Origin of the sequence: Bradyrhizobium sp. 1(2017) (assembly GCF_011602485.2) — a bacterium.
GTDB lineage: Bacteria > Pseudomonadota > Alphaproteobacteria > Rhizobiales > Xanthobacteraceae > Bradyrhizobium.
Genome location: NZ_CP050022.2, coordinates 4,046,483 through 4,066,888 on the forward strand (window position 1 = coordinate 4,046,483; position 20,406 = coordinate 4,066,888).

The following is a 20,406-nucleotide window of genomic DNA, read 5'->3' on the forward strand; positions in this document are numbered from 1 at the left end:
TGACCGGACCTTGCGCCACAGCCGAAAAATGGCGGGCGCCAGCGGCGGGGATTAAGGGTAAGGCCTCCCGAGATCGGCGAGTGTTCGGCAAGGATTTCCAGCATGACCCTTGCAAGGATCATCCTGGCAGAGACGATTCCAAAGACACCATTCCTGACCTTGAGACGACCTTGAAAGGCCTTCAGCTCATGAAACGCGTAACCCTGGCTCTCACTCTTGCTCTCGCCGCCGGCCTGTCCGCCCCAGCCGCCGACGCGCAAACGCTCAAGACGGTCAAGGACCGGGGCATGCTGTCCTGCGGCGTCAGCCAGGGCCTGCCGGGCTTCTCGTCGCCCGACGACAAGGGCAACTGGACCGGGATCGACGTCGACCTCTGCCGCGCCATTGCCGGGGCGATCTTCAACGATCCGAGCAAGGTCAAGTACGTGCCGCTGTCCGCCAAGGACCGCTTCACGGCGCTGCAATCCGGCGAGATCGACGTGCTCTCGCGCAACACCACCTGGACCATCTCGCGCGACACCTCGCTCGGCGCCAACTTCACCGGCGTGACCTATTACGACGGGCAGGGCTTCATGGTGAAGAAGTCGCTCAAGGTGAACTCGGCGCTCGAGCTCAACAGCGCATCGGTGTGCGTGCAGACCGGCACCACCACCGAGCAGAATCTCGCCGACTACTTCAAGGCCAACAACATGAAGTACGAGGTGATCGCGTTCGGCACCAACGACGAAACGGTCAAGGCCTATGAAGCCGGCCGCTGCGACGTCTTCACCACCGACCAGTCGGGCCTTTATGCCAACCGCCTCAAGCTCGCCAATCCCAACGACCACATGGTGCTGCCCGAGATCATCTCCAAGGAGCCGCTCGGGCCGATGGTGCGCCACGGCGACGACCAGTGGTTCGACATCGTGAAATGGACGCTGTTTGCGATGATCACCGCCGAAGAGCTCGGCGTGACCTCGAAGAACGTCGACGAGAAGGCGAAGCTGGAAAACCCGGAGCTGAAGCGCGTGCTCGGCAGCGACGGCAATTTCGGCGAACAGCTCGGCCTGACCAAGGATTGGGTGGTTCGGATCGTGAAGACGGTCGGCAATTACGGCGAGGTGTTCGATCGCAACGTCGGCGCGGGCTCGCCGCTCGCCATCAATCGCGGTCTGAACAATCTCTGGAACAAGGGCGGTCTCCAGTACGCGCCGCCGATCCGCTGATCGCCCTGATCCGCGGCTCACGGCGATGAGCACCGAGGCCCGTAAACCGCCGCCCCAGATCGCGCTGAAGATCAGGCGCGTGCTGGGCGGCAAGGCAGGCTGGAACGGGGTTGCCGTCCAGTTTGCCTTCGCAGCGGTCCTGGGCTGGATCGGCTACGAGATCGTCTCCAACGCCCGCTCCAATCTCGAGAACCAGCACATCGCCGCCGGCTTCGGCTTCCTGCGGAACAATGCCGGCTTCGACGTCAACCAGACCCTGATCTCCTACACCGGCTCGGACACGTTCCTGCGCGTGTTCGTGGTCGGACTCCTCAACACGCTCGTGGTCTCGGTGGTCGGCATCGTCTTCGCCACCGTGATCGGCTTCGTCGTCGCGCTGTGCCGGCTGTCGCCGAACTGGCTGTTGTCCCGCGTCGGCGAGATCTATGTCGAGATCATCCGCAACCTGCCGCTGCTGTTCCAGATCCTGTTCTGGTACCTCGCGGTGCTGGCGGCCTTGCCCAATCCCCGGCAGAGCATTTCGCTGCTCAATATCAGCTTCCTCAGCAATCGCGGCCTCGTCGTTCCCAGCCCGATCGGCGAGAGGGGCCTCGCGCCGTTCCTGGCAATGCTGGCGCTCGGCATCGTCGCGGCGCTGGCCTTGCGCATCTATGCGCGGCGTGCGCTGTTTCAGGACGGACGGATGATCCGGATCTGGCCCACCGTGCTGGGCCTGCTGGTCGGACTGCCGCTCGCCACCGTGCTGATATTCGGTGTGCCCTTCACCTTCGAGCTGCCGCAGCTCAAGGGGTTCAATTTCGCCGGCGGCTCGCGCATCATCCCGGAATTCGTGGCGCTGACGCTGGCACTGTCGACCTATACCGCCGCCTTCATCGCCGAGATCGTGCGCGCCGGCATCCTGTCCGTCCACAAGGGACAGATGGAGGCGGGATCCTCGCTCGGCCTGAGCCGCGGCACCACGCTCCGCCTGATCGTCGTGCCGCAGGCCATGCGCGTCATCGTACCACCGCTGACCAACCAGTACCTCAACCTGACCAAGAACTCCTCGCTGGCGGTCGCGATCGGCTATCCTGACCTCGTGTCGGTGTTCGCCGGCACCTCGCTGAGCCAGACCGGGCAGGCGATCGAGATCATCGCCATGACGATGGGCGTGTACCTCCTGATCTCCCTCGTCACCAGCGCGATCATGAGCGTCTATGGTTGGCGCGTCAGCCGGAGCCTCGGCGCATGAGCGATATCACCACGTCCGCCTTCGTCCGCCAGGACCTCGTCGCCGAGCGGCCGGCGCCGGTCAAGACCACCGGCTTCATCGGCGTGCTGCGCACCCGCCTGTTCAACTCGCCGACCAACATCCTGCTCACGATCGTGGGCGCCCTGCTGCTCTGGTTCACCATCGTTCCCTCCGTCCGGTTCCTGATGGTGGATGCAGTCTGGACCGGCAAGGATCGCACGGCGTGCCTCGCCGAGAACGCCGGCTTTGCGGTCGGCGCCTGCTGGCCCTACATCCAGGCCAAACTGCCGCAGCTGATCTACGGTTTCTATCCCGAGGCCGAGCGCTGGCGGGTCAATCTCACCTTCGTGCTGGCGGCCGTCCTGCTGGTGCCGATGCTGGTGCCGCGGCTGCCGGCGAAGGGCCTCAATGCCAGCCTGTTCTTCGTCGCGTTTCCGGTGGTCGCTTTCTTCCTGCTGCACGGTGGCGGCATCAAGGGCTTCGGCCTGAGCTGGACGGCCAGCCTGCTGCAATTGTTCGAAGAAAGCATCATCGGGGCCGGGCAGACGCTGCTCAATCTCAGCAAGACCTCCGCCATCGCCCCGCTGCTGTGGGGCCTCGGAAGCCTGATCGTGCTGGTCGGCACGGCGATGTCCTGGCTGATCTTTCCGCTCACCTGGCTGCGCGATCACATCCAGACGATGGGGCAGCCGGTCTGGGGCGATTTCGCCGTCACGGCCGCGATCGTCTGCTTGATCGCCTTCGTGCTCGGCGGCGGCATTCGCACCGGATGGCGAGCCCTCGCGTGGAGCATCGCCACTTTCATCGCCATCGCCATCGTCATCAAGGTGATGGATCTCGACCATGGCGGATTGCCGGTTGTGTCGACCAATCTGTGGGGCGGACTTCTGGTGACGCTGGTGGTCTCGGTCACGGGCATCGTGACCTCGCTGCCGATCGGGATTGCACTGGCGCTCGGCCGCCGTTCCACCATTCCGCTGATCCGGATCTTCTCGATCGCCTTCATCGAATTCTGGCGGGGCGTGCCGCTGATCACCGTGCTGTTCTTCGCCACCTACATGCTGCCCTTGTTCCTGCCCGGCAATTTCACGGTCGACGGGCTCGTGCGCGCCCTGATCGGCATTGCGCTGTTCACGGGCGCCTATCAGGCCGAGAACGTCCGTGGCGGCCTCGCCGCGATTCCGCGCGGCCAGGGCGAGGCCGCGGCCGCTCTCGGGCTGTCCTGGTGGAAGACGACCTCGCTGATCGTGCTGCCGCAGGCCCTGCGCCACGTCATTCCGAATCTCGTCAACAGCTTCATCTCGCTGTTCAAGGACACGTCGCTGGTCTCGATCGTGGCGCTGTTCGATCTCCTCGGCTCGCTTCGCGCCTCGTTCTCGGATCCGAAATGGTCGACGCCGTCGACCGCGTTCACCGGCTTTGCCTTCGCCGGCATCATCTACTTCATCTTCTGCTTTGGAATGTCGCGCTACTCGCTCTTCGTCGAGCACCGCCTCAACGCTCACCGCCGCAACTGATGGAGCGCATCATGTCCGATCCCATCGTCAAGATTTCCGGGCTCAACAAATGGTATGGCGATTTTCACGTGCTGCGCGACATCGATCTCGAGGTCCGCAAGGGCGAGCGCATCGTGATCTGTGGCCCCTCGGGTTCCGGCAAATCGACGCTGATCCGCTGCATCAACGCGCTGGAGGAGTTCCAGGAGGGCGAGATCGTCGTCGACGGCATCGAGCTCGGACCGAACCTCAAGCACATCGACGCGGTGCGCCGCGAGGTCGGCATGGTCTTCCAGAGCTTCAATCTGTTCCCGCATCTGACGGTGCTCGACAATTGCACGCTGGCGCCGATCTGGGTACGCAACATTCCCAAGAAGGATGCCGAGGCGACTGCGATGAAATTCCTGGAGCGGGTCAAGATCCCGCACCAGGCCAACAAGTTTCCCGGCCAGATGTCCGGCGGCCAGCAGCAGCGCGTGGCGATCGCACGTGCCCTGACCATGAACCCGAAGGTGATGCTGTTCGACGAGCCGACCTCGGCGCTCGACCCTGAAATGGTCAAGGAGGTGCTCGACACCATGGTCGATCTCGCCGGGGAGGGCATGACCATGCTGGTCGTCACCCACGAGATGGGCTTTGCCCGCGAGGTCGCCAACCGCGTCGTGTTCATGGACGCGGGCCAGATCATCGAGGCCAACACGCCCAATGAATTCTTCGCAGCGCCGCAGCATGCCCGCACCAAACTGTTCCTGAGCCAGATCCTGCGCTGAGGCCCCGGGAAATCCCGGGGGCGTCCCGGGTGCAGCTGACCGGCCGGCCCCGACCGCGAATCAGCTAGACTCTGTCCGGGCCATCCTCCGGAGAGACACCTTGCAGAGCAGCGGCGGCGCGCGCGCATTCCAGAACGCGCGATTGCAGAAGAAGTTGATGAAGCAGGCGGACGCCGTCATCTCCGCCGCGGCTGCCGCCTATGGCCAGGGCAAATATGCCGAGACCGAGGCGCTGTGCCGTGAGATCCTCAAGGCAATTCCGGATCATGTCGACGCCATGCACCTGCTCGGCATGTGCGCCCATGACGGCCGGCGCCTGGAGGAGGCGCAACAGCTGCTCGAGCGCGTGATCGAGCTCGATCCGCGCCTGCACGACGCCCACAACAATCTGGCGACCGTGCATTTCGACCTTGGCAATTACGAAGAGGCCCGGCGGTGCCAGGAGAAGGCCATCGCGCTGAAGCCGAATTTCGTGGTTGCGCTGACCAATCTCGGCAACACGCTGATGCATCTGGGGCGGTTCGCTGAGGCGCTCGAGCTGCACGAGCGTGCCATCAAGCTGAAGCCGGATTGCGCCGATGCATTCTGCAATCGCGGCATGGTCGAGATGTTGCTCGGACTGGTCGGCAACGCAAAGGAAAGTTTCGATCGCGCCCTGCTGTTTCAGCCGCGTCACGCGGAGGCTTTGGTCGGCAAGGGCATGGTCAGCATCGAGCTGCGGCACCACGACGAGGCGGCGGCGAAATTCGCCATGGCGCTCGCGATCAAGCCCGGATCGCCGAGGATTCTGGCCCAGCGCGGGCGGCTCAGTTTTGAGCTGCAGCGCCTCGACCAGGCGCTCACGGATTTCGAGGCTGCGCTGGCGATCTCGCCCAAGCTCGAGCTGGCGCTGCGGGGAAAGGCACAGACCTGCCTCATCCAGGGAAAGACCGCGCAGGCGATCGCCGCCGCCACGACCTTGATCGAACAAAATCCGCGCTCTGAGATCGGGGTGGCGCTGATGGGCTTCGCCTATTCGAACCAGGGGGAGATCGACACCGCGATCGAATATCTCGATCGCGCGCTGGCGATCCGGCCGGACTATGGGGATGCGATCAGGGGCAAGATCTTCCTGCAGGACTACCGCGCCGAGGCTGATTTCGCCGTCCAGCAGGCCGTGCGGCGGGATTGGTGGGACCTGATCGGGGTCAAGCAGCCGCGAAGGACGCTACCGAAGCGGCCGCTCGATCCGGAGAAGCGGATCAAGGTCGGCTACGTCGCCGCCGAATTCCGCCAGCATTCGGCGGGCCTCACCTTGCTGCCGGTGCTCCGCCATCACGATCACGCCAGGTTCGAGATCATCTGCTACTATTGCTGGCCGGTGCAGGACGAGTACACCGCCCGGTTCAAGCCGCTGGCGGACGTCTGGGTCGACGCCTGGCAGCTGTCGGACGACGAGCTGGCCGATCGCATCCAGGCTGACAATGTCGACATCCTGATCGACGTTTCGGGCCACACCACCGGTAACCGGCTCAATGTCTTCGCGCGCAAGCCCGCCCCGATCCAGGCCACGGGCTTCGGACACGCGACGGGCACGGGCATGCAGACCATGGACTACGTGCTCGCGGATCCCATTTTCATTCCGCCGCCGGTTCGGCATCTGTTTCCCGAAAAGATCTACGATCTGCCGTGCCTGATCACGATGGAGCCGGTCTCGGACCAGCAGCCCTCCGAACTGCCGATGCTCCGCAACGGCTACGTCACCTTCGGCGTGTTCAACCGCATCTACAAGATCTCGGACGATGCGATCCGGGTGTGGTCGTGGCTGATGCGAGAGGTGCCGAGATCGAAGATCGTCCTGAAGCACGGCCTGCTCGACGATCCCTTGCTGCGCGATAGCCTGGTCGCGCGCTTCGTGGCCCAGGGCATTGCCGAGGAGAACATCACCTGCCTCGGCTCGACCTCGCGCAACGACCACCTGTTGGCCTTTGCCGATATCGACATCTCGCTCGATACGTTCCCGCAGAACGGCGGCATCAGCACCTGGGAATCGCTCTACAAGGGCGTTCCCGTCGTGGCCAAGCTCGGCAACGGGGCCTCCTCGCGAGCCGGTGCCTCCATCGTGGCCGCCGTCGGGCTCGGCGACTGGGTCGCCGAGGATGACGACGGCTATGTCGAGATCGCGCGCAAATTTGCGACGCAGCCCGATCATCTCGCGAAATTGCGCGCGCAATTGCCGGCTCAGATTGCAGCCTCGCCGGCTGGCAATGTCGAGATTTACACGCGTGAGCTCGAAGCGGGTTACCGCCAGTTCTGGCGCGATTATTGTGCCGCGGCCTCGGAGGGTGATGACGTGGCGTAGTCAGTTCGGGCACCCCCCGGGGGCGTCGCTGGTCCAGCTGACTGGGCGGCGCCGGCCACGAATCAGCTAGACTCTTTGTTGGACCATCCTCCGGAGAGACACCTTGCAGAGCAGCGGCGCCGGCGCGCGCGCGTTCCAGAACGCGCGATTGCAGAAGAAGTTGAAGAAGCAGGCGGATGCCGTCATCGCCGCCGCCGCAACGGCTCATGGCCAGGGCAGACATGCGGAGACCGAGGCGCTCTGCCGCCAGGTGTTGCAGGTCGTTCCGGATCATTTCGACGCCACGCACCTGTTCGGCCTATGTGCGCTTCAAGGCGGCCGCCTGGGGGAGGCGCAGCAGCTGCTCGAACGCGCGATCACGATCGATCCGCGTTCGCACGAGGCCCATAACAATCTCGCAGCAGTGCACTCCAGCCTCGGGCAATTGGAGGCCGCCCGCTTATGTCAGGAGAAGGCGATCGCGCTGAAGCCGAATTTCCCGCAGGCCCTGACCGGCCTCGGCAATAGCTTGCTCCAGATGAACCTGCCCGAACAGGCAATCGAAGCCTACGACCGCGCTATCAGGCTGAAGCCGGACCATGCCGATGCGCTTTGCAATCGCGGCCTGGCGGAGCTGACCCTGCGCCGATTCGACCGCGCCAGGCAGAGCTTCGAGCGTGCCTTGGTGTTTCAGTCGCGTCACGTGGAAGCGCTGGTCGGCAAAGGCGTGGTCAGTATCGAGCTCAAGCACTACGATGAGGCGGAAGCCGCGCTCGCAACGGCGCTGACGATCAGACCCAATTCGGCGAAGGCCGTGGCGCATCGCGGGCGGCTTCATCTCGAGCTGTCGCGGTCGGAACAGGCGGCGGCGGATTTCGATGCGGCGCTCGCGCTCTCGCCCAGGCTTGAAGTGGCCCTGCAAGGCAAGGCGCAGGTCGCGCTTGCCATGAGAAATACCGCGCAGGCGATTGCGGCGGTCAAGACCTTGCTCGAGGAAAATCCCCGCTCCGTGACCGCATTGGCGTTGCTAAGCGCCTGTTTCGCAAACCAGGGCGAGATCGCAGCCGCGATCGAACATCTCGACGCGGCGCTGGCAATCGCGCCTGATCATGCTGACTTGATCGCGCGGAAGATCCACTTCCTGGACTTTCTCTCCGAAGCCGATTTCGCGGTCCAGCAGGCAGCGCGAAGACATTGGTGGGAGGCGATCGGCGCCAGACTGCCACAAAGGACTCTCCCGCCGCGGCCGCTCGATCCTGAGCGGCGGATCGTGATCGGCTATGTCGCGGCCGAGTTCTGGTACCATTCCGCAGCGTTCGGCTTGCTGCCGGTGCTGCGCCATCATGATCACGCCAACTTCGAAATCGTCTGCTATTCGTGCTCGCCGCAGCGCGACGAGATGACCGCCGAATTCGAGTCGCTGGCGGACGTCTGGGTCGATGCCTGGCAGCTTTCGGACGACGAGCTGGCTGATCGTATCCAGGCCGACAAGGTCGATGTCCTGATCGACGTATCAGGGCATTCGACCGGCAACAGGCTTCCCGTGTTCGCCCGCAAACCGGCTCCCATCCAGGTCACGGGCTTCGGGCACGCGACCGGGACCGGCCTTGGGACCATGGACTACGTGCTCGCCGATCCGGTCTTCATTCCGCAACCGGCGCGGCATTTGCTCGCCGAAAGGGTTCACGATCTGCCCTGCATGATCACGACCGATCCCATCCTTGACGTCCCGGCTTCGGAGCTGCCCATGCTCCGCAATGGCCACGTCACCTTCGGCGTGTTCAACCGCATCTACAAGATCTCGGACGAGGCCGTCCGGGTGTGGGCAAAAATCATGCGCGAGGTGACCGGATCGAAGATCATCATCAAGCATACGCTGCTCGATGATACCCTGCTGCGCGACGGTCTGATCGCGCGGTTCGTGGCGCAGGGCGTCGCGGAAGAGAACGTCATCTGCATGGGGTCGACGCCGCGCCACGAGCACCTGCTGGCCTTCGCGCAGGTCGACATCTCGCTCGATACGTTCCCGCAGAATGGCGGCGTCAGCACCTGGGAATCGCTCTATGCGGGCGTTCCGGTCGTCGCCAAGCTCGGCAACGGTGCCTCGTCGCGCGCCGGTGGCGCCATCGTGGCTGCCGTCGGGCTCGACGACTGGGTCGCCGCGGACGATGAAGACTACGCCGCGATTGCGTGCCGATATGCGGCGCTGCCTGCTCACCTGGCGAAGTTGCGCGCGGAGTTCCCGGCTCGGATCGCGGCTTCGCCGGCCGGCAATGTCGAGACCTACACGCGCAAGGTCGAGGCGGGCTATCGCCAGTTCTGGCGCGACTATTGTGCTGGGACCGCGGAAAACGGCGAGGTCGCGTAAAGCGCCGGCTTGAGCGCGCGCCTGGGGCGCGCGCTTGCTATGGCCATCAGACGAAGGGCGGCTTGATGTTGCTGCGCTTCTCCAGCCATTCGGGCACGGGCAGGTTCTTGGCGCGCATGAAGTCCGCGTTGAACAGCTTCGACTGGTAGCGGCTGCCGGAATCGCAGAGTACGGTGACGATCATCTTGCCGGGCCCGAGCTGCTTCGCAAGCTGCGTCGCGCCAACGATGTTGATGCCCGTCGAGCCGCCCAGGCACAGACCCTCATGCTGAAGCAACTCGTAGATGGCGCTCACGGCTTCGGCGTCGGGAATGAGATAGGCGTCATCGACCTTGGCCGTCTCGACGATCGCGGTGGCGCGGTTGAGGCCGATGCCCTCGGTGATCGAGCCGCCAGGCGTCGCCTTGGCATCGCCGGTCCGGAAATATTCATACATGCCCGCGCCGTGCGGATCGGCGCAGGCGATGCGGACGTTCTTGCTCTTCTCTTTCAGATAGCGGCTGATGCCGGCAAGCGTGCCGCCGCTGCCGACCGAGCAGACGAAGCCGTCGACCTTGCCGCCGGTCTGCTCCCAGATCTCAGGGCCAGTGGATTCGTAATGCGCCTTGGCATTGTCGAGGTTGTTCCACTGGTCGGCGAAGAGCACGCCATTGGGTTCGGTCTTGCGCAGCTCGTCGGCGAGCCTGCGGCCGACATGCTGGTAGTTGTTCGGGTTGGCATAGGGCAGGGCCGGCACCTCGATCAGCTCGGCCCCGCACAGCTTCAGGAAATCCTTCTTCTCCTGGCTCTGCGTCTCCGGGATCACGATCAGCGTGCGGTAGCCCCGCGCGCTCGCAACGACCGCAAGGCCGATGCCGGTGTTGCCGGCGGTCGCCTCCACCACGAGCCCGCCAGGCTTCAGTTCGCCGCGCTTCTCGGCCTCCAGGATCATCCATTTGCCGGCCCGGTCCTTGACCGACTGGCCGGGATTCATGAACTCGGCCTTGCCCAGGATGGTGCAGCCGGTCAGTTCCGAGGCGCGCTTGAGCTTGATGAGCGGGGTGTTGCCGATGGCTTCGACAACGTCAGTCTTGATGGTCATATCGGGGGAAATCACTGGCAAAGGGTTGATCAGGCTGGCCAGAACCTAGTGCTTGCAAGGCCAAAGGGGAAGGCTTTTGCGCCGCGGCGAAACCGGCCCAACGCTCCGCCGCAGCAGCGATAGTGTGAGAATATCGACGTCGCGGCGATGTGCCGAACCGCGAGGCGGGATATCGCAGGAGAATATTCGCGATCTTCGTCGGAGCACGGAAGTCAACGATCGTCATGAGCAGTTCTCGCGACACTCTTCGCTCTCGGCGGGACGGTCCGATGCCAGAGTTGGACGGATGGTGCGTGGAAGCTTGACGCGTGCCTGCCTGAGCGAAGCGCATTCGTTTTCGGCGATTGACGGACTCGTGAGCGTGGCCGTGCCGGATCTCGCGACCGAGCTGAAACTTCCGTGGGGCCGCCAAGCGCGGCGACAGAATCGCGCCGCGCCGCTGTTGCGGCAATATCACATGAAATCTTAGTAAGCTTGAAGGCCTGACGGACTGGCGAAATGAAGGAAGTGCCTGCAAGACAATGATATCTTGTATTTACTCAGATCCGGCGTCCGTCTTGTCCGGCGTGCCTCTCGCACCTGCGGGACTGTCCCGCAGTTCCGCGCCCGGCTAGTATGGGTGTTGAGGTTCCGCAGAAAGCATCAAAGCTGTGAACGAGTTATCCAAGGCCCCCCGACTGTGCCGCCGCGAATCGGTTAATTCGGCTGTGCGGTGGCGGCTCGATCTGCCCGGCGGGGGGTGGATGTGACACAGGATGTTTCTGCGATCGCCATGCGGCGGTCTCCTGGTTCGCCGTCCCGGACGCGGCGCGCGGCGCGCTGGCTTGCGGCGCTGTGTCTCGCGGCCAGTTCCGGCGCCTGCGTGCTGACGCAGGACCTTCCCGACCCCGCGCTCGATGTTCCCGTTCAGTACAAATATGCCGGGAAGGGGGATAGGCCGCCATCGCTGGACTGGTGGCGCGGCTTCCGTTCCGCCGAGCTGACGCAGCTGATGGAGGAGGCGCAGACCGTCAACCTCGACATCGCCGCGGCCGTCGCACGCATCGTCCAGGCCGACGCCCAGGCGCGGCAGGCGGGCGCGGCGCTGCTGCCGAGCGTGTCGACCGGCGGATCGGAAACCTATTCGCGCACCTCGGGCTCGAGCGCCTCGGGCCTGTCCATCGGCGGACGCGAGGTCGTTAACTATTCGGCCTCGCTCAGCGCGAGCTACCAGCTCGACTTCTGGGGCCAGAACCGCGACGCGCTGCAAACGGCGGAGGAGACCGCGAACGCCAACCGGTTCGATCGCGACACGGTCGCGCTGACGACACTGGCGGGCGTTGCCAACGCCTATTTCCAGGTGCTGGCCTCGCAGGACCGGCTGCGCACCGCCCAGAGCAACATCGCGAGTGCACAGCGCGTCCTCGATGCCATCAAGGAGCGCCGCAGGGCCGGCACCGGGACCGATCTCGACGTCGCGCAGCAGGAGAGCCTGCTTGCGAACCAGAAGGCGCTGGTGCCGCCATTGCGGCAGACGCTCGACCAGAACGTCAACGCGCTCGCGGTGCTGGTGTCGCGGCCGCCGGAGAGCGTAAGGGTACTCGGCGGCTCGCTGAACAAGATCGCGACCCCGCGCGTCACGCCTGGCCTGCCGTCGGAGCTCCTGACGCAGCGGCCCGACATCCGCCGGCAGGAGGCGCAGCTCGCCTCGGCCACCGCGAACATCGGCAACGCGCGCGCGCAGTTCTTTCCGACCATTCAGCTCACCGGCAATGGCGGCTATCAGAGCTCGGCGCTGGTCTCGCTTTTCCAGCCGCATGCGGCGTTCTTCCAGCTCGTTGGCAGCGCCACGCAGCCGATCTTCGACGGCGGCAGGATCCTCGGCAATTTCGAATTTGCCAAGGCGCGGCAGGATGAACTACTCCAGACCTACCGCAAGACCATCGTCCAGGCCTTTACCGACGTCGACAATGCGCTGTTCTCGATCAAGCAGACCACGATCAAGCTGCAATTGCAGCGCGACGTCGTGACCGCCTCGCGCCGCGCCTTCGATCTCTCCGAGCAGCAATTGCGCGCCGGCACCGCCGACATCGTGACCGTGCTGAACGTCCAACAGACACTATTTCAGGCGGAAGATGCGTTGTGGCAGGCCCAACTCGCACGGCTTCTCGCCATCGTCAGCCTGTATCAGGCGCTCGGCGGCGGCTGGGAGCCGCGCATGGAGAAACCGGTCAATGCTCTTTAAGCCGGATATGAAGCAAGACGCGAAAGTGGGGACGGCGAAGAAGTCGCGCGGCCGCGGCTTCATTATGACCTTGATCACGCTCGCGATCCTCGGCGGGCTCGGCTATCTCGGCTGGACCGTCATGCATCAGCAGCAGGCGAACAACCGCAACCAGCGGCCCGACCTGCCGGTGCCCGTGCTGGCAGCGAGCCCGCGGATCCAGGACGTTCCGGTTTATCTCGACGGTGTCGGCGCGATCCGCGCGCTCAATACCGTGACCGTGCGCTCACAGGTCGACGGCAAGCTCATCGCCGTCAACTTCACCGAGGGACAGGACGTCAAGAAGGGTGACGTGCTCGGCGAGATCGATCCCGCACTCTACCAGGCGACGTATGACCAGGCGGTTGCCAAGAAGGCGCAGGATCAGGCCCAGCTCGCTAACCAGCGCATCGACCTTACGCGCTACGAGCAGCTCGCGGCGTCCAATGCCGGCTCCAAGCAACAGGCGGATACCCAGCGCGCGCTGGTCGCGCAGACCGAGGCACTGGTGAAGGCCGATCAGGCGGCGATCGACAACGCGGCAGCGACGCTCAGCTATACCAAGATCGTGGCACCGCTCTCGGGCCGCGCCGGCCTGCGCCAGGTCGACCAGGGCAACATCATCCACGCCTCCGACACCACGGGCCTCGTCGTCATCACGCAATTGCAGCCGATCGCGGTGTGGTTCAGCCTGCCGCAGCAGCAGATCATGCGCGTCAACGCCGCGGCGACGAAGGGTACGCTCGCCGTCGACGTGTTCGGCAATGACGGCGTCACCGTCATCGATGCCGGCAAGCTCACCGGCATCGACAATCAGGTCGACCAGACCACCGGTACGCTCAAGCTCAAGGCCGAATTCCCCAACGCCAATTACCAGCTCTGGCCGGGCCAGTTCGTCAATGTCCGCCTCAAGGTCGAGACCTTGACGCAGGCGCTGGTGGTGCCGACCTCCGCGGTGCAGCGTGGTCCGATCGGGACCTTCAGCTATGTCATCGGCGAGGACAACGTCGTCTCGGCCAAGCCTGTGACGGTCACCCAGCAGAATGAGCATGACGCGGTCATCGCCAGCGGCCTGGCGCCGAACGACAGGGTTGTCACCACGGGCTTCGCCAATTTGTCCGACGGCTCCAAGGTGATGGTCGGCCGCGACGACCAGACCCCGTCGGCCGATCTGGCGCCACGCAAGCGCTCGCGCGGGCCGGACGCTCAGAAGAAGGAGGGCGGCAAGGAAGGGCAGAACGAACACCACAAGGACGGACAGGGCAAGGACGGCGAGTTCCGCGCCAAGCGCAAGAGCAGCGAGGGCGACCAGAAGGGACAGACCGGGCCGGCTCCGGGGCCGGGGGCATCGGGAAGTGGAGCCAAGCAGCCATGATCCCCACAACAGCCGCTTGACGCGGCAGGCGTAGCCCATGGGTGTCTCCGAACCCTTCATCCGACGACCGATCGCGACCTCGCTGCTCGGCATCGCGCTGCTGATCGGCGGGCTGCTGGGCTATTTCGCGCTGCCGGTCTCGGCGCTGCCACAGGTGGATTTCCCGACCGTGCAGGTGACGACGCAGTTGCCGGGCGCGAGCCCCGACGTGATCGCCTCGCTGATCACCGCGCCATTGGAGCGGCAGCTCGGCCAGATCCCGTCGCTGTCGGCAATGAACTCGACGAGCTCGTTCGGCGTCAGCCAGATCTCGCTCCAGTTCGACCTCAACCGCGACATCGACGGCGCCACCCAGGACGTGCAGGCCGCGATCAACGCCGCGGCGGGCGTGCTGCCCAAGACGCTGCCTTACCCGCCGACCTATGCCAAGGTGAACCCGGCGGACGCCCCGGTGATGACGCTGGCGCTGCGCTCGGACACGATCTCGCTGCGGGCGATGAGCGACATTGCCGACACCATTCTGGCGCAACGGCTGAGCCAGATTTCCGGCGTCGGGCGCGTCTCCGTGCTCGGCGGGCTGAAGCCGGCCGTCCGCATCCAGGCCGACCTTGCGCGGCTCGCCGCCTATGGCATCGCCATGGAGGACCTGCGCACCGCGATTGCCAACGCCAACGTCTCCGGGCCGAAAGGCTCGCTCGATGGCGCGCAGCAAGCCTACATCATCGCCGCCAACGACCAGATCGCCGCGGCGGACGCCTACAGGCCGATCATCATCGCCTATCGCAACGGCGCGCCCGTCACCATCGGCGACGTCGCGCAGATCGTCGACGGGCTGGAGAACGACCGCACCGGCGGCTGGTACCAGGGCACGCCGGCGGTCATCATCGACATCCAGCGCCAGCCCGGCGCCAACGTCATCGACGTCGTCAGCCAGATCCGTGCCGAAATCCCCAAGGTCCAGCGCGCGATCCCCGCCGGCGTGAACCTCACCATCGTCTCCGACCGCACCGTCACCATCCGCGCCTCGGTCCGCGACGTGCAGTTCACGCTGGTCCTTGCCGTCGTGCTGGTGACGCTGGTCGTGCTGCTGTTCCTGCGCTCGCTGCGCGCAACCGTGATCGCCGGCGTGGCGCTGCCGCTGTCGCTGATCACGAGCTTCGGCATCATGTATTTTGCCGGCTTCAGCCTCGACAACCTGTCGCTGATGGCGCTCACGATCGGCACCGGCTTCGTCGTCGACGACGCCATCGTCATGATCGAGAACATCGTCCGCCACATGGAGAACGGCGACGGTCCGATGGAGGCCTCGCTCAAGGGCGCCAGCGAAATCGGTTTCACCGTGATCTCGCTGACGGTGTCGCTGATCGCCGTCTTCATCCCGCTTCTGTTCATGTCGGGCCTCGTCGGGCGCATGTTCCGCGAATTCGCGTTGACGCTGACGATCGCGGTCGTCACCTCGGCCGTGGTCTCGTTGACGCTGACGCCGATGATGTGCTCGCGCCTGCTCAAGCACGCTCATGAGGAGCTGGCGGTGCCCGGCCTTGCCGCGATCAGCCGCTTCATCGACCGGACCGTCGAGGCCTATCACAGGACGCTGCTGTGGGTGCTGGAGCGTCAGCGCGCCACGCTGGTCGTGACCTTCGTCACGCTGATTGCGACCCTGGTCCTCTACGTCGTCGCGCCAAAGGGCTTCCTGCCGCTCCAGGACACCGCCTCGATCACGGCGGTGACCGAGGCGGGGCCCGACGTCTCGTTCGCGGAGATGCAGAAGCGGCAGGCCGAGGTGGCCGACGCCATCAAGGCCGATCCCGACGTCGTCGGGGTGGTCTCGGTGATCGGGGCCGGCTCGGTCAACCCGACCACCAATGTCGGACGCCTCGTCATGAATCTGAAGCCGCGCGGCGAACGGCGTGACGATGTCGCGGCGGTCGTGATCCGGCTGAAGGAGAGGGTGGCGGGCATCCCCGGCATGACCGTCTATTTCCAGCCGGTGCAGGACGTGCAGATCTCGACCCAGTCGAGCCGCTCGCAGTACCAGTACACGCTGACCGGCACCGACGCGGCGCTGGTCTCGGAATGGGCCGGCAAGCTGGTGGCGGAGATGCGGCGCGACCCGCTGTTCCGCGACGTCTCCTCGGAGGCGCAGGAAGGCGGCCTGCGGGCGCAGCTCGACGTCGATCGCACGCGCGCCGGCCAGCTCGGCGTCAGCCTCCAGGCCATCACCGACACGCTCAACGATGCCTTCGCGCAGCGGCAGATCTCGACCATCTACGGCCAGGCCAACCAGTACCGCGTCGTGCTGGAGGCGCTGCCGATGTACCAGCGCGATCCGTCGGTCCTGTCGAAGCTCTATCTGCCGGGCGCGGCCAGCAGCACGACGGTCGGCGCGCCTAACGCCCAGGTTCCGCTGTCGGCCGTGGCGACGCTAAAGCGTACCACGGCGCCGCTCGCGATCTCACACCAGGCGCAATTCCCCTCGGTGTCGCTCAGCTTCAACCTGGCGCCGGGCGCGGCGCTCGGCGATGCCGTCGAGGCGGTCAAGACGATCGAGACCCGGATCGGCATGCCCAACAGCATCGTCGGCGTCTATGCCGGCGATGCCGCCGAATTCGCCAAGGCGCTCGCCGGTCAGCCCTGGTTGCTGCTCGCGGCCGTGATCACGATCTACATCGTGCTCGGCGTGCTCTATGAGAGCTACATCCACCCGATCACGATCCTGTCGACACTGCCCTCGGCTGGCGTCGGTGCGATCCTGGCGCTGATCCTGTGCGGGCAGGATCTGTCGGTCATCGGCCTGATCGGCATCATCCTCCTGATGGGCATCGTCAAGAAGAACGCGATCATGATGATCGATTTCGCGCTCGAGGCCGAGCGCGGGCAGGGCATGTCGCCGAACGAGGCGATCGTGCAGGCCTGCCTCTTGCGCTTCCGCCCGATCATGATGACGACGCTGGCCGCGCTGTTCGGCGCGCTGCCGCTCGCGATCGAGAGCGGCACCGGCGCGGAGCTGCGCTTTCCGCTCGGCATCTCCATCATCGGCGGCCTGCTGCTGAGCCAGCTGCTGACGCTTTATACGACGCCCGTGATCTATCTGGCGCTCGACCGCATCAACCGCCGCCTCGAGCAGGCGCTGCCGCCGGCCGAATCCGGCGGCCCGCCGGTCGCGGGCGCGACCGAGGGGATGCAGTGATGGCATCGATCTCGGAGCCCTTCATCCGCCGCCCGGTCGCGACCACGCTGCTGTCGATCGGGTTGTTCCTGCTGGGTGTCGTCGCCTACGAGTTCCTTCCCGTCGCCTCGGTCCCGAACGTCGACTTTCCCGCCATCTTCGTCTCGGCCAGCCGGCCGGGCGCCGATCCGTCCGTGATGGCAGCGACGGTGGCCTCGCCACTGGAGCGGCGGCTCGGCGAGATCGCCGGCATCAACCAGATCACGTCCACGAGCTCGCTCGGCACCACCAACATTCAGCTGCAGTTCGACATCGGCCGCAACATCGACAAGGCCGCCCGCGACGTGCAGGCCGCAATCAACGCCTCGCTCGTCGACCTGCCGAGCGACCTGCCGACGCTGCCACGTTTCCGCAAGGCCAACACGGCCGGCGCGCCCGTCTTCGTGCTGGCGCTGACCTCGAAGACGCTGTCGGCCAGCGCGATCTACGACGTTGCCGATACGGTCATCGCACAGCGCATCTCGCAGGTGCCCGGCGTCGGCGACGTCACGGTCTCCGGCGCCGACCAGCCGGCCGTGCGGGTGCAGCTCAACCCCGTCGCTCTGTCGAATGCGGGCATCGCCACCGACGACGTCAGGACCGCGATCATCAACGCCAATCCGCTCGGTCCGGTCGGCATCTTCAACGGCGAGCGCCAGAGCGAGACGCTGGCGCTCAACAAGCAGATGCGCACGGCGAAGGAGTTCCGCGACATTGTCATCAAGAGCTCGAACGGCAATTTCGTCCGGCTCTCCGACGTCGCGGAGATCGAGGATTCCGTCCGCAATGCGCGCTCCTTCGCCTGGTTCAACAAGCAGCCGGCGGTGCTGATCCAGATCACCAAGCAGGGCGATGCCAACGTCATCGACACCGTCGACAGGGTCAAGGCATTGATCCCCGCGTTGAAGCAGTGGATCCCGGCCGGCGTCGAGATATCCACCCTGGTCGACCGGACCGGCACGATCCGCGCCAGCGTGCTGGACATGCAATGGACGTTGCTGGCGACCGCGCTCCTCGTCATGGTCGTGGTCTTCGTGTTCCTGCGGCGGCTGACGCCGACGATCGCGGCCGGCATCTCGGTGCCGCTGGCCCTGGCGGGAACCTGCGCCGGCATGTGGGTCGCCGGCTTCTCGATCGACAACCTGTCGCTGATGGCGCTGGCGATCTCGGTCGGCTTCGTGGTCGACGACGCCATCGTCATGATCGAGAACATGTACCGCAATCTCGAGCACGGCATGCGGCCGTTCCGGGCGGCGCAGGAGGGCGCCAAGCAGATCGGATTCACCGTGGTCTCGATCAGCCTGTCGCTGATCGCGGCCTTCACGCCGCTGATCTTCATGGACGGCGTCGTCGGCCGCCTGCTGCGCGAGTTCTCGCTGACGTTGACCTTCGCGATCCTGGTCTCGACGCTGGTGTCGCTGACGGTCACGCCGATGATCTGCGCCCATTACATCCGGCAGACCACCTCCGGCACCGCGACCTTGTTCGATCGGCTGATCGAGGGCTCGCTGTCGCGCGTCGTCGCCTTCTACACCCGCACCTTGCGCACCGTGCTGGAATTTCCGCTGCTGACGCTGCTGGTGTTCTTCGCCACCATCGGCCTCACGGTGACGCTCTACATCAAGGTGCCCAAGGGCTATTTCCCGACCGACGATTCCGGTTTCATCATCGGCGCGACGCGCGCCTCGGCCGACATCTCGTTCCAGTCGATGCTGGCCCTCCAGCAGCGGCTCGCCGACATCGTGATGCAGGACCCGGCCGTCGCCGGCATCGGCTCGACCGTCGGCGGCGGAGGCGGGCCGGGGGCGGCGACCTCCAACCGCGGCACCATGTTCATCAGCCTGAAGCCGCCGGAGGAGCGCGACCACGTCTCGACGCAAGTCGTCATCGACCGTCTCAGGCGCGCGCTATATCCCGTGCCCGGCATCCGCCTCTTCATGTTCGCCGCCCAGGACGTGCGCGCCGGCGGACGACAGAGCGATTCCGACTATCAGTACACGTTGACCAGCACCGATCTCGGCCTGCTGCAGAAATGGGCGCCGATTGTCGCCAAGCGGATGGAGAGCGTCGAAGGCATCACCGATATTTCCAGCGACCGCGATCCCGGCGGGCTTCAGCTGACCCTGTCGATCGACCGCCAGAAGGCCTCGGCGCTGGGCGTCAACGTCCAGGACATCGACAATGCGCTGAACAACGCATTCTCGCAGCGGCAGATCGGGATCATCTATACCCAGCGCAACCAGTACATGACCGTGCTGGAGATCGACCCCAAATTCCAGGTGGATCCCTCCAACCTCGACCGCATCTATGTCGCGGGCGCCAATGACGTGCAGGTGCCGTTGTCGGCCGTGGTGCGCGCGACGCGCGGGCTCGCCGCGCTCGCGGTCTATCACTCGCAGTCGTTCCCCTCGACCACGGTATCGTTCAATCTCTTGCCCGACGTGCCGCTGCAGGATGCGACGCAAAATATCCAGCGTGCGGTCGAGGAATTGCACATGCCCGAGGGCATCCGCGGCAGCTTCGACGGCAATGCCGGCGATTTCGCCAAGACCAGCGGCCGTCAGCCGCTGCTGATCCTCGGCGCGCTGGTCGCGATGTATATCGTGCTGGGGGTGCTCTATGAGAGCCTCGCCCATCCGCTCACGATCATCTCGACGCTGCCTTCGGCCGGTCTCGGCGCGCTCCTTGCGCTTCAACTCACCAACACGCCGCTGACGGTGATCGCCTTCGTCGGCATCATCCTGTTGATCGGCATCGTCAAGAAGAACGGCATCATGATGGTCGACTTCGCCCTCGACGCCGAACGCCAGCGCGGCCTGTCCTCGGCGGAAGCGATCTTCGAGGCGTGCCAGGCGCGCTTCCGTCCGATCCTGATGACGACGATGGCAGCGCTGTTCGCCGGCATTCCGCTGGTGGTCGCGACCGGCCCCGGCACGGAGCTGCGGCGTCCGCTCGGCATCACCATCATCGGCGGCCTGTTCGTCTCGCAAATCCTGACCCTGTACACGACGCCGGTGATCTACCTCCTGATCGACCGTCTGCGGCGGCGATCTGCGCCGCGTCCGCTGGCCGCGCCGGCGGAATGAGTTGTTGAAGCGCCGTGCAAAGCG

General features: G+C 65.2%; 12 protein-coding genes. 10 read left to right on the forward strand and 2 right to left on the reverse strand.

Annotated elements, in window-relative coordinates; all coding sequences use genetic code 11:
* The first annotated feature begins 188 nt into the window (after positions 1-188).
* From HAP40_RS19200 to HAP40_RS19225, 6 genes are all read left to right on the forward strand, one after another.
* Positions 189-1,205 carry an amino acid ABC transporter substrate-binding protein gene (locus HAP40_RS19200; protein ID WP_166816337.1) on the forward strand — a complete coding sequence of 339 codons (1,017 nt, stop codon included), beginning with the start codon at positions 189-191 and terminating at the stop codon, positions 1,203-1,205.
* 25 nt (positions 1,206-1,230) lie between these two features.
* Complete coding sequence (locus HAP40_RS19205; protein ID WP_166816336.1) at positions 1,231-2,436, forward strand: amino acid ABC transporter permease; 1,206 nt, start codon at positions 1,231-1,233, stop codon at positions 2,434-2,436.
* Entirely contained in the window at positions 2,433-3,953 is a 1,521-nt protein-coding gene (locus HAP40_RS19210; RefSeq protein ID WP_166816335.1) for an amino acid ABC transporter permease, read from the forward strand. The genes HAP40_RS19205 and HAP40_RS19210 overlap by 4 nt, the downstream gene beginning before the upstream one ends.
* 11 nt (positions 3,954-3,964) lie before the next feature.
* The gene (locus HAP40_RS19215) at positions 3,965-4,702 is read left to right on the forward strand and encodes an amino acid ABC transporter ATP-binding protein (RefSeq protein ID WP_166816334.1); all 738 of its coding nucleotides are present in this window, start codon (positions 3,965-3,967) and stop codon (positions 4,700-4,702) included.
* A 100-nt stretch (positions 4,703-4,802) separates the two neighbouring features.
* On the forward strand, positions 4,803-7,043 hold the full coding sequence (locus HAP40_RS19220; RefSeq protein WP_166816333.1) for a tetratricopeptide repeat protein: 2,241 nt from the start codon (positions 4,803-4,805) through the stop codon (positions 7,041-7,043).
* A 103-nt stretch (positions 7,044-7,146) separates the two neighbouring features.
* Complete coding sequence (locus tag HAP40_RS19225; protein WP_166816332.1) at positions 7,147-9,390, forward strand: tetratricopeptide repeat protein; 2,244 nt, start codon at positions 7,147-7,149, stop codon at positions 9,388-9,390.
* A 46-nt stretch (positions 9,391-9,436) separates the two neighbouring features.
* On the opposite strand, the gene HAP40_RS19230 is transcribed toward HAP40_RS19225, so the two are convergent.
* Entirely contained in the window at positions 9,437-10,471 is a 1,035-nt protein-coding gene (locus tag HAP40_RS19230) for a cysteine synthase A (protein ID WP_166816331.1), read from the reverse strand.
* Positions 10,455-10,697 carry a hypothetical protein gene (locus tag HAP40_RS19235; protein WP_166816330.1) on the reverse strand — a complete coding sequence of 81 codons (243 nt, stop codon included), beginning with the start codon at positions 10,695-10,697 and terminating at the stop codon, positions 10,455-10,457. Before HAP40_RS19235 ends, HAP40_RS19230 begins: the two co-directional genes overlap by 17 nt.
* A gap of 546 nt (positions 10,698-11,243) precedes the next feature.
* On the opposite strand from HAP40_RS19235, the gene HAP40_RS19240 reads away from it, so the two are divergent.
* Genes HAP40_RS19240 through HAP40_RS19255 form a run of 4 tightly spaced genes read left to right on the forward strand, consistent with a single transcriptional unit; the run spans position 11,244 to position 20,382 of the window.
* Positions 11,244-12,695, forward strand: a complete 1,452-nt coding sequence (locus HAP40_RS19240) for an efflux transporter outer membrane subunit (protein WP_246741076.1) — start codon at positions 11,244-11,246, stop codon at positions 12,693-12,695.
* A complete protein-coding gene (locus HAP40_RS19245) occupies positions 12,685-14,088 on the forward strand; it encodes an efflux RND transporter periplasmic adaptor subunit (protein WP_166816328.1) in 1,404 nt (467 codons plus the stop codon). The genes HAP40_RS19240 and HAP40_RS19245 overlap by 11 nt, the downstream gene beginning before the upstream one ends.
* 37 nt (positions 14,089-14,125) lie before the next feature.
* Positions 14,126-17,278, forward strand: a complete 3,153-nt coding sequence (locus HAP40_RS19250; RefSeq protein WP_166816327.1) for an efflux RND transporter permease subunit — start codon at positions 14,126-14,128, stop codon at positions 17,276-17,278.
* Positions 17,278-20,382: an efflux RND transporter permease subunit gene (locus HAP40_RS19255; protein ID WP_166816326.1), complete on the forward strand. Its 3,105-nt coding sequence runs from the start codon at positions 17,278-17,280 to the stop codon at positions 20,380-20,382. The genes HAP40_RS19250 and HAP40_RS19255 overlap by 1 nt, the downstream gene beginning before the upstream one ends.
* The last annotated feature ends 24 nt before the right edge of the window (positions 20,383-20,406 follow it).

What these genes read in the sequence shown, in the direction of transcription:
- HAP40_RS19235 (WP_166816330.1), bottom strand. Translation starts at nt 10,697, where the DNA reads ATGACGATCGTTGACTTCCGTGCTCCGACGAAGATCGCGAATATTCTC.
- HAP40_RS19215 (WP_166816334.1), top strand. Translation starts at nt 3,965, where the DNA reads ATGTCCGATCCCATCGTCAAGATTTCCGGGCTCAACAAATGGTATGGC.
- HAP40_RS19230 (WP_166816331.1), bottom strand. Translation starts at nt 10,471, where the DNA reads ATGACCATCAAGACTGACGTTGTCGAAGCCATCGGCAACACCCCGCTC.
- HAP40_RS19240 (WP_246741076.1), top strand. Translation starts at nt 11,244, where the DNA reads ATGCGGCGGTCTCCTGGTTCGCCGTCCCGGACGCGGCGCGCGGCGCGC.
- HAP40_RS19245 (WP_166816328.1), top strand. Translation starts at nt 12,685, where the DNA reads ATGCTCTTTAAGCCGGATATGAAGCAAGACGCGAAAGTGGGGACGGCG.
- HAP40_RS19200 (WP_166816337.1), top strand. Translation starts at nt 189, where the DNA reads ATGAAACGCGTAACCCTGGCTCTCACTCTTGCTCTCGCCGCCGGCCTG.
- HAP40_RS19250 (WP_166816327.1), top strand. Translation starts at nt 14,126, where the DNA reads ATGGGTGTCTCCGAACCCTTCATCCGACGACCGATCGCGACCTCGCTG.
- HAP40_RS19210 (WP_166816335.1), top strand. Translation starts at nt 2,433, where the DNA reads ATGAGCGATATCACCACGTCCGCCTTCGTCCGCCAGGACCTCGTCGCC.
- HAP40_RS19255 (WP_166816326.1), top strand. Translation starts at nt 17,278, where the DNA reads ATGGCATCGATCTCGGAGCCCTTCATCCGCCGCCCGGTCGCGACCACG.
- HAP40_RS19205 (WP_166816336.1), top strand. Translation starts at nt 1,231, where the DNA reads ATGAGCACCGAGGCCCGTAAACCGCCGCCCCAGATCGCGCTGAAGATC.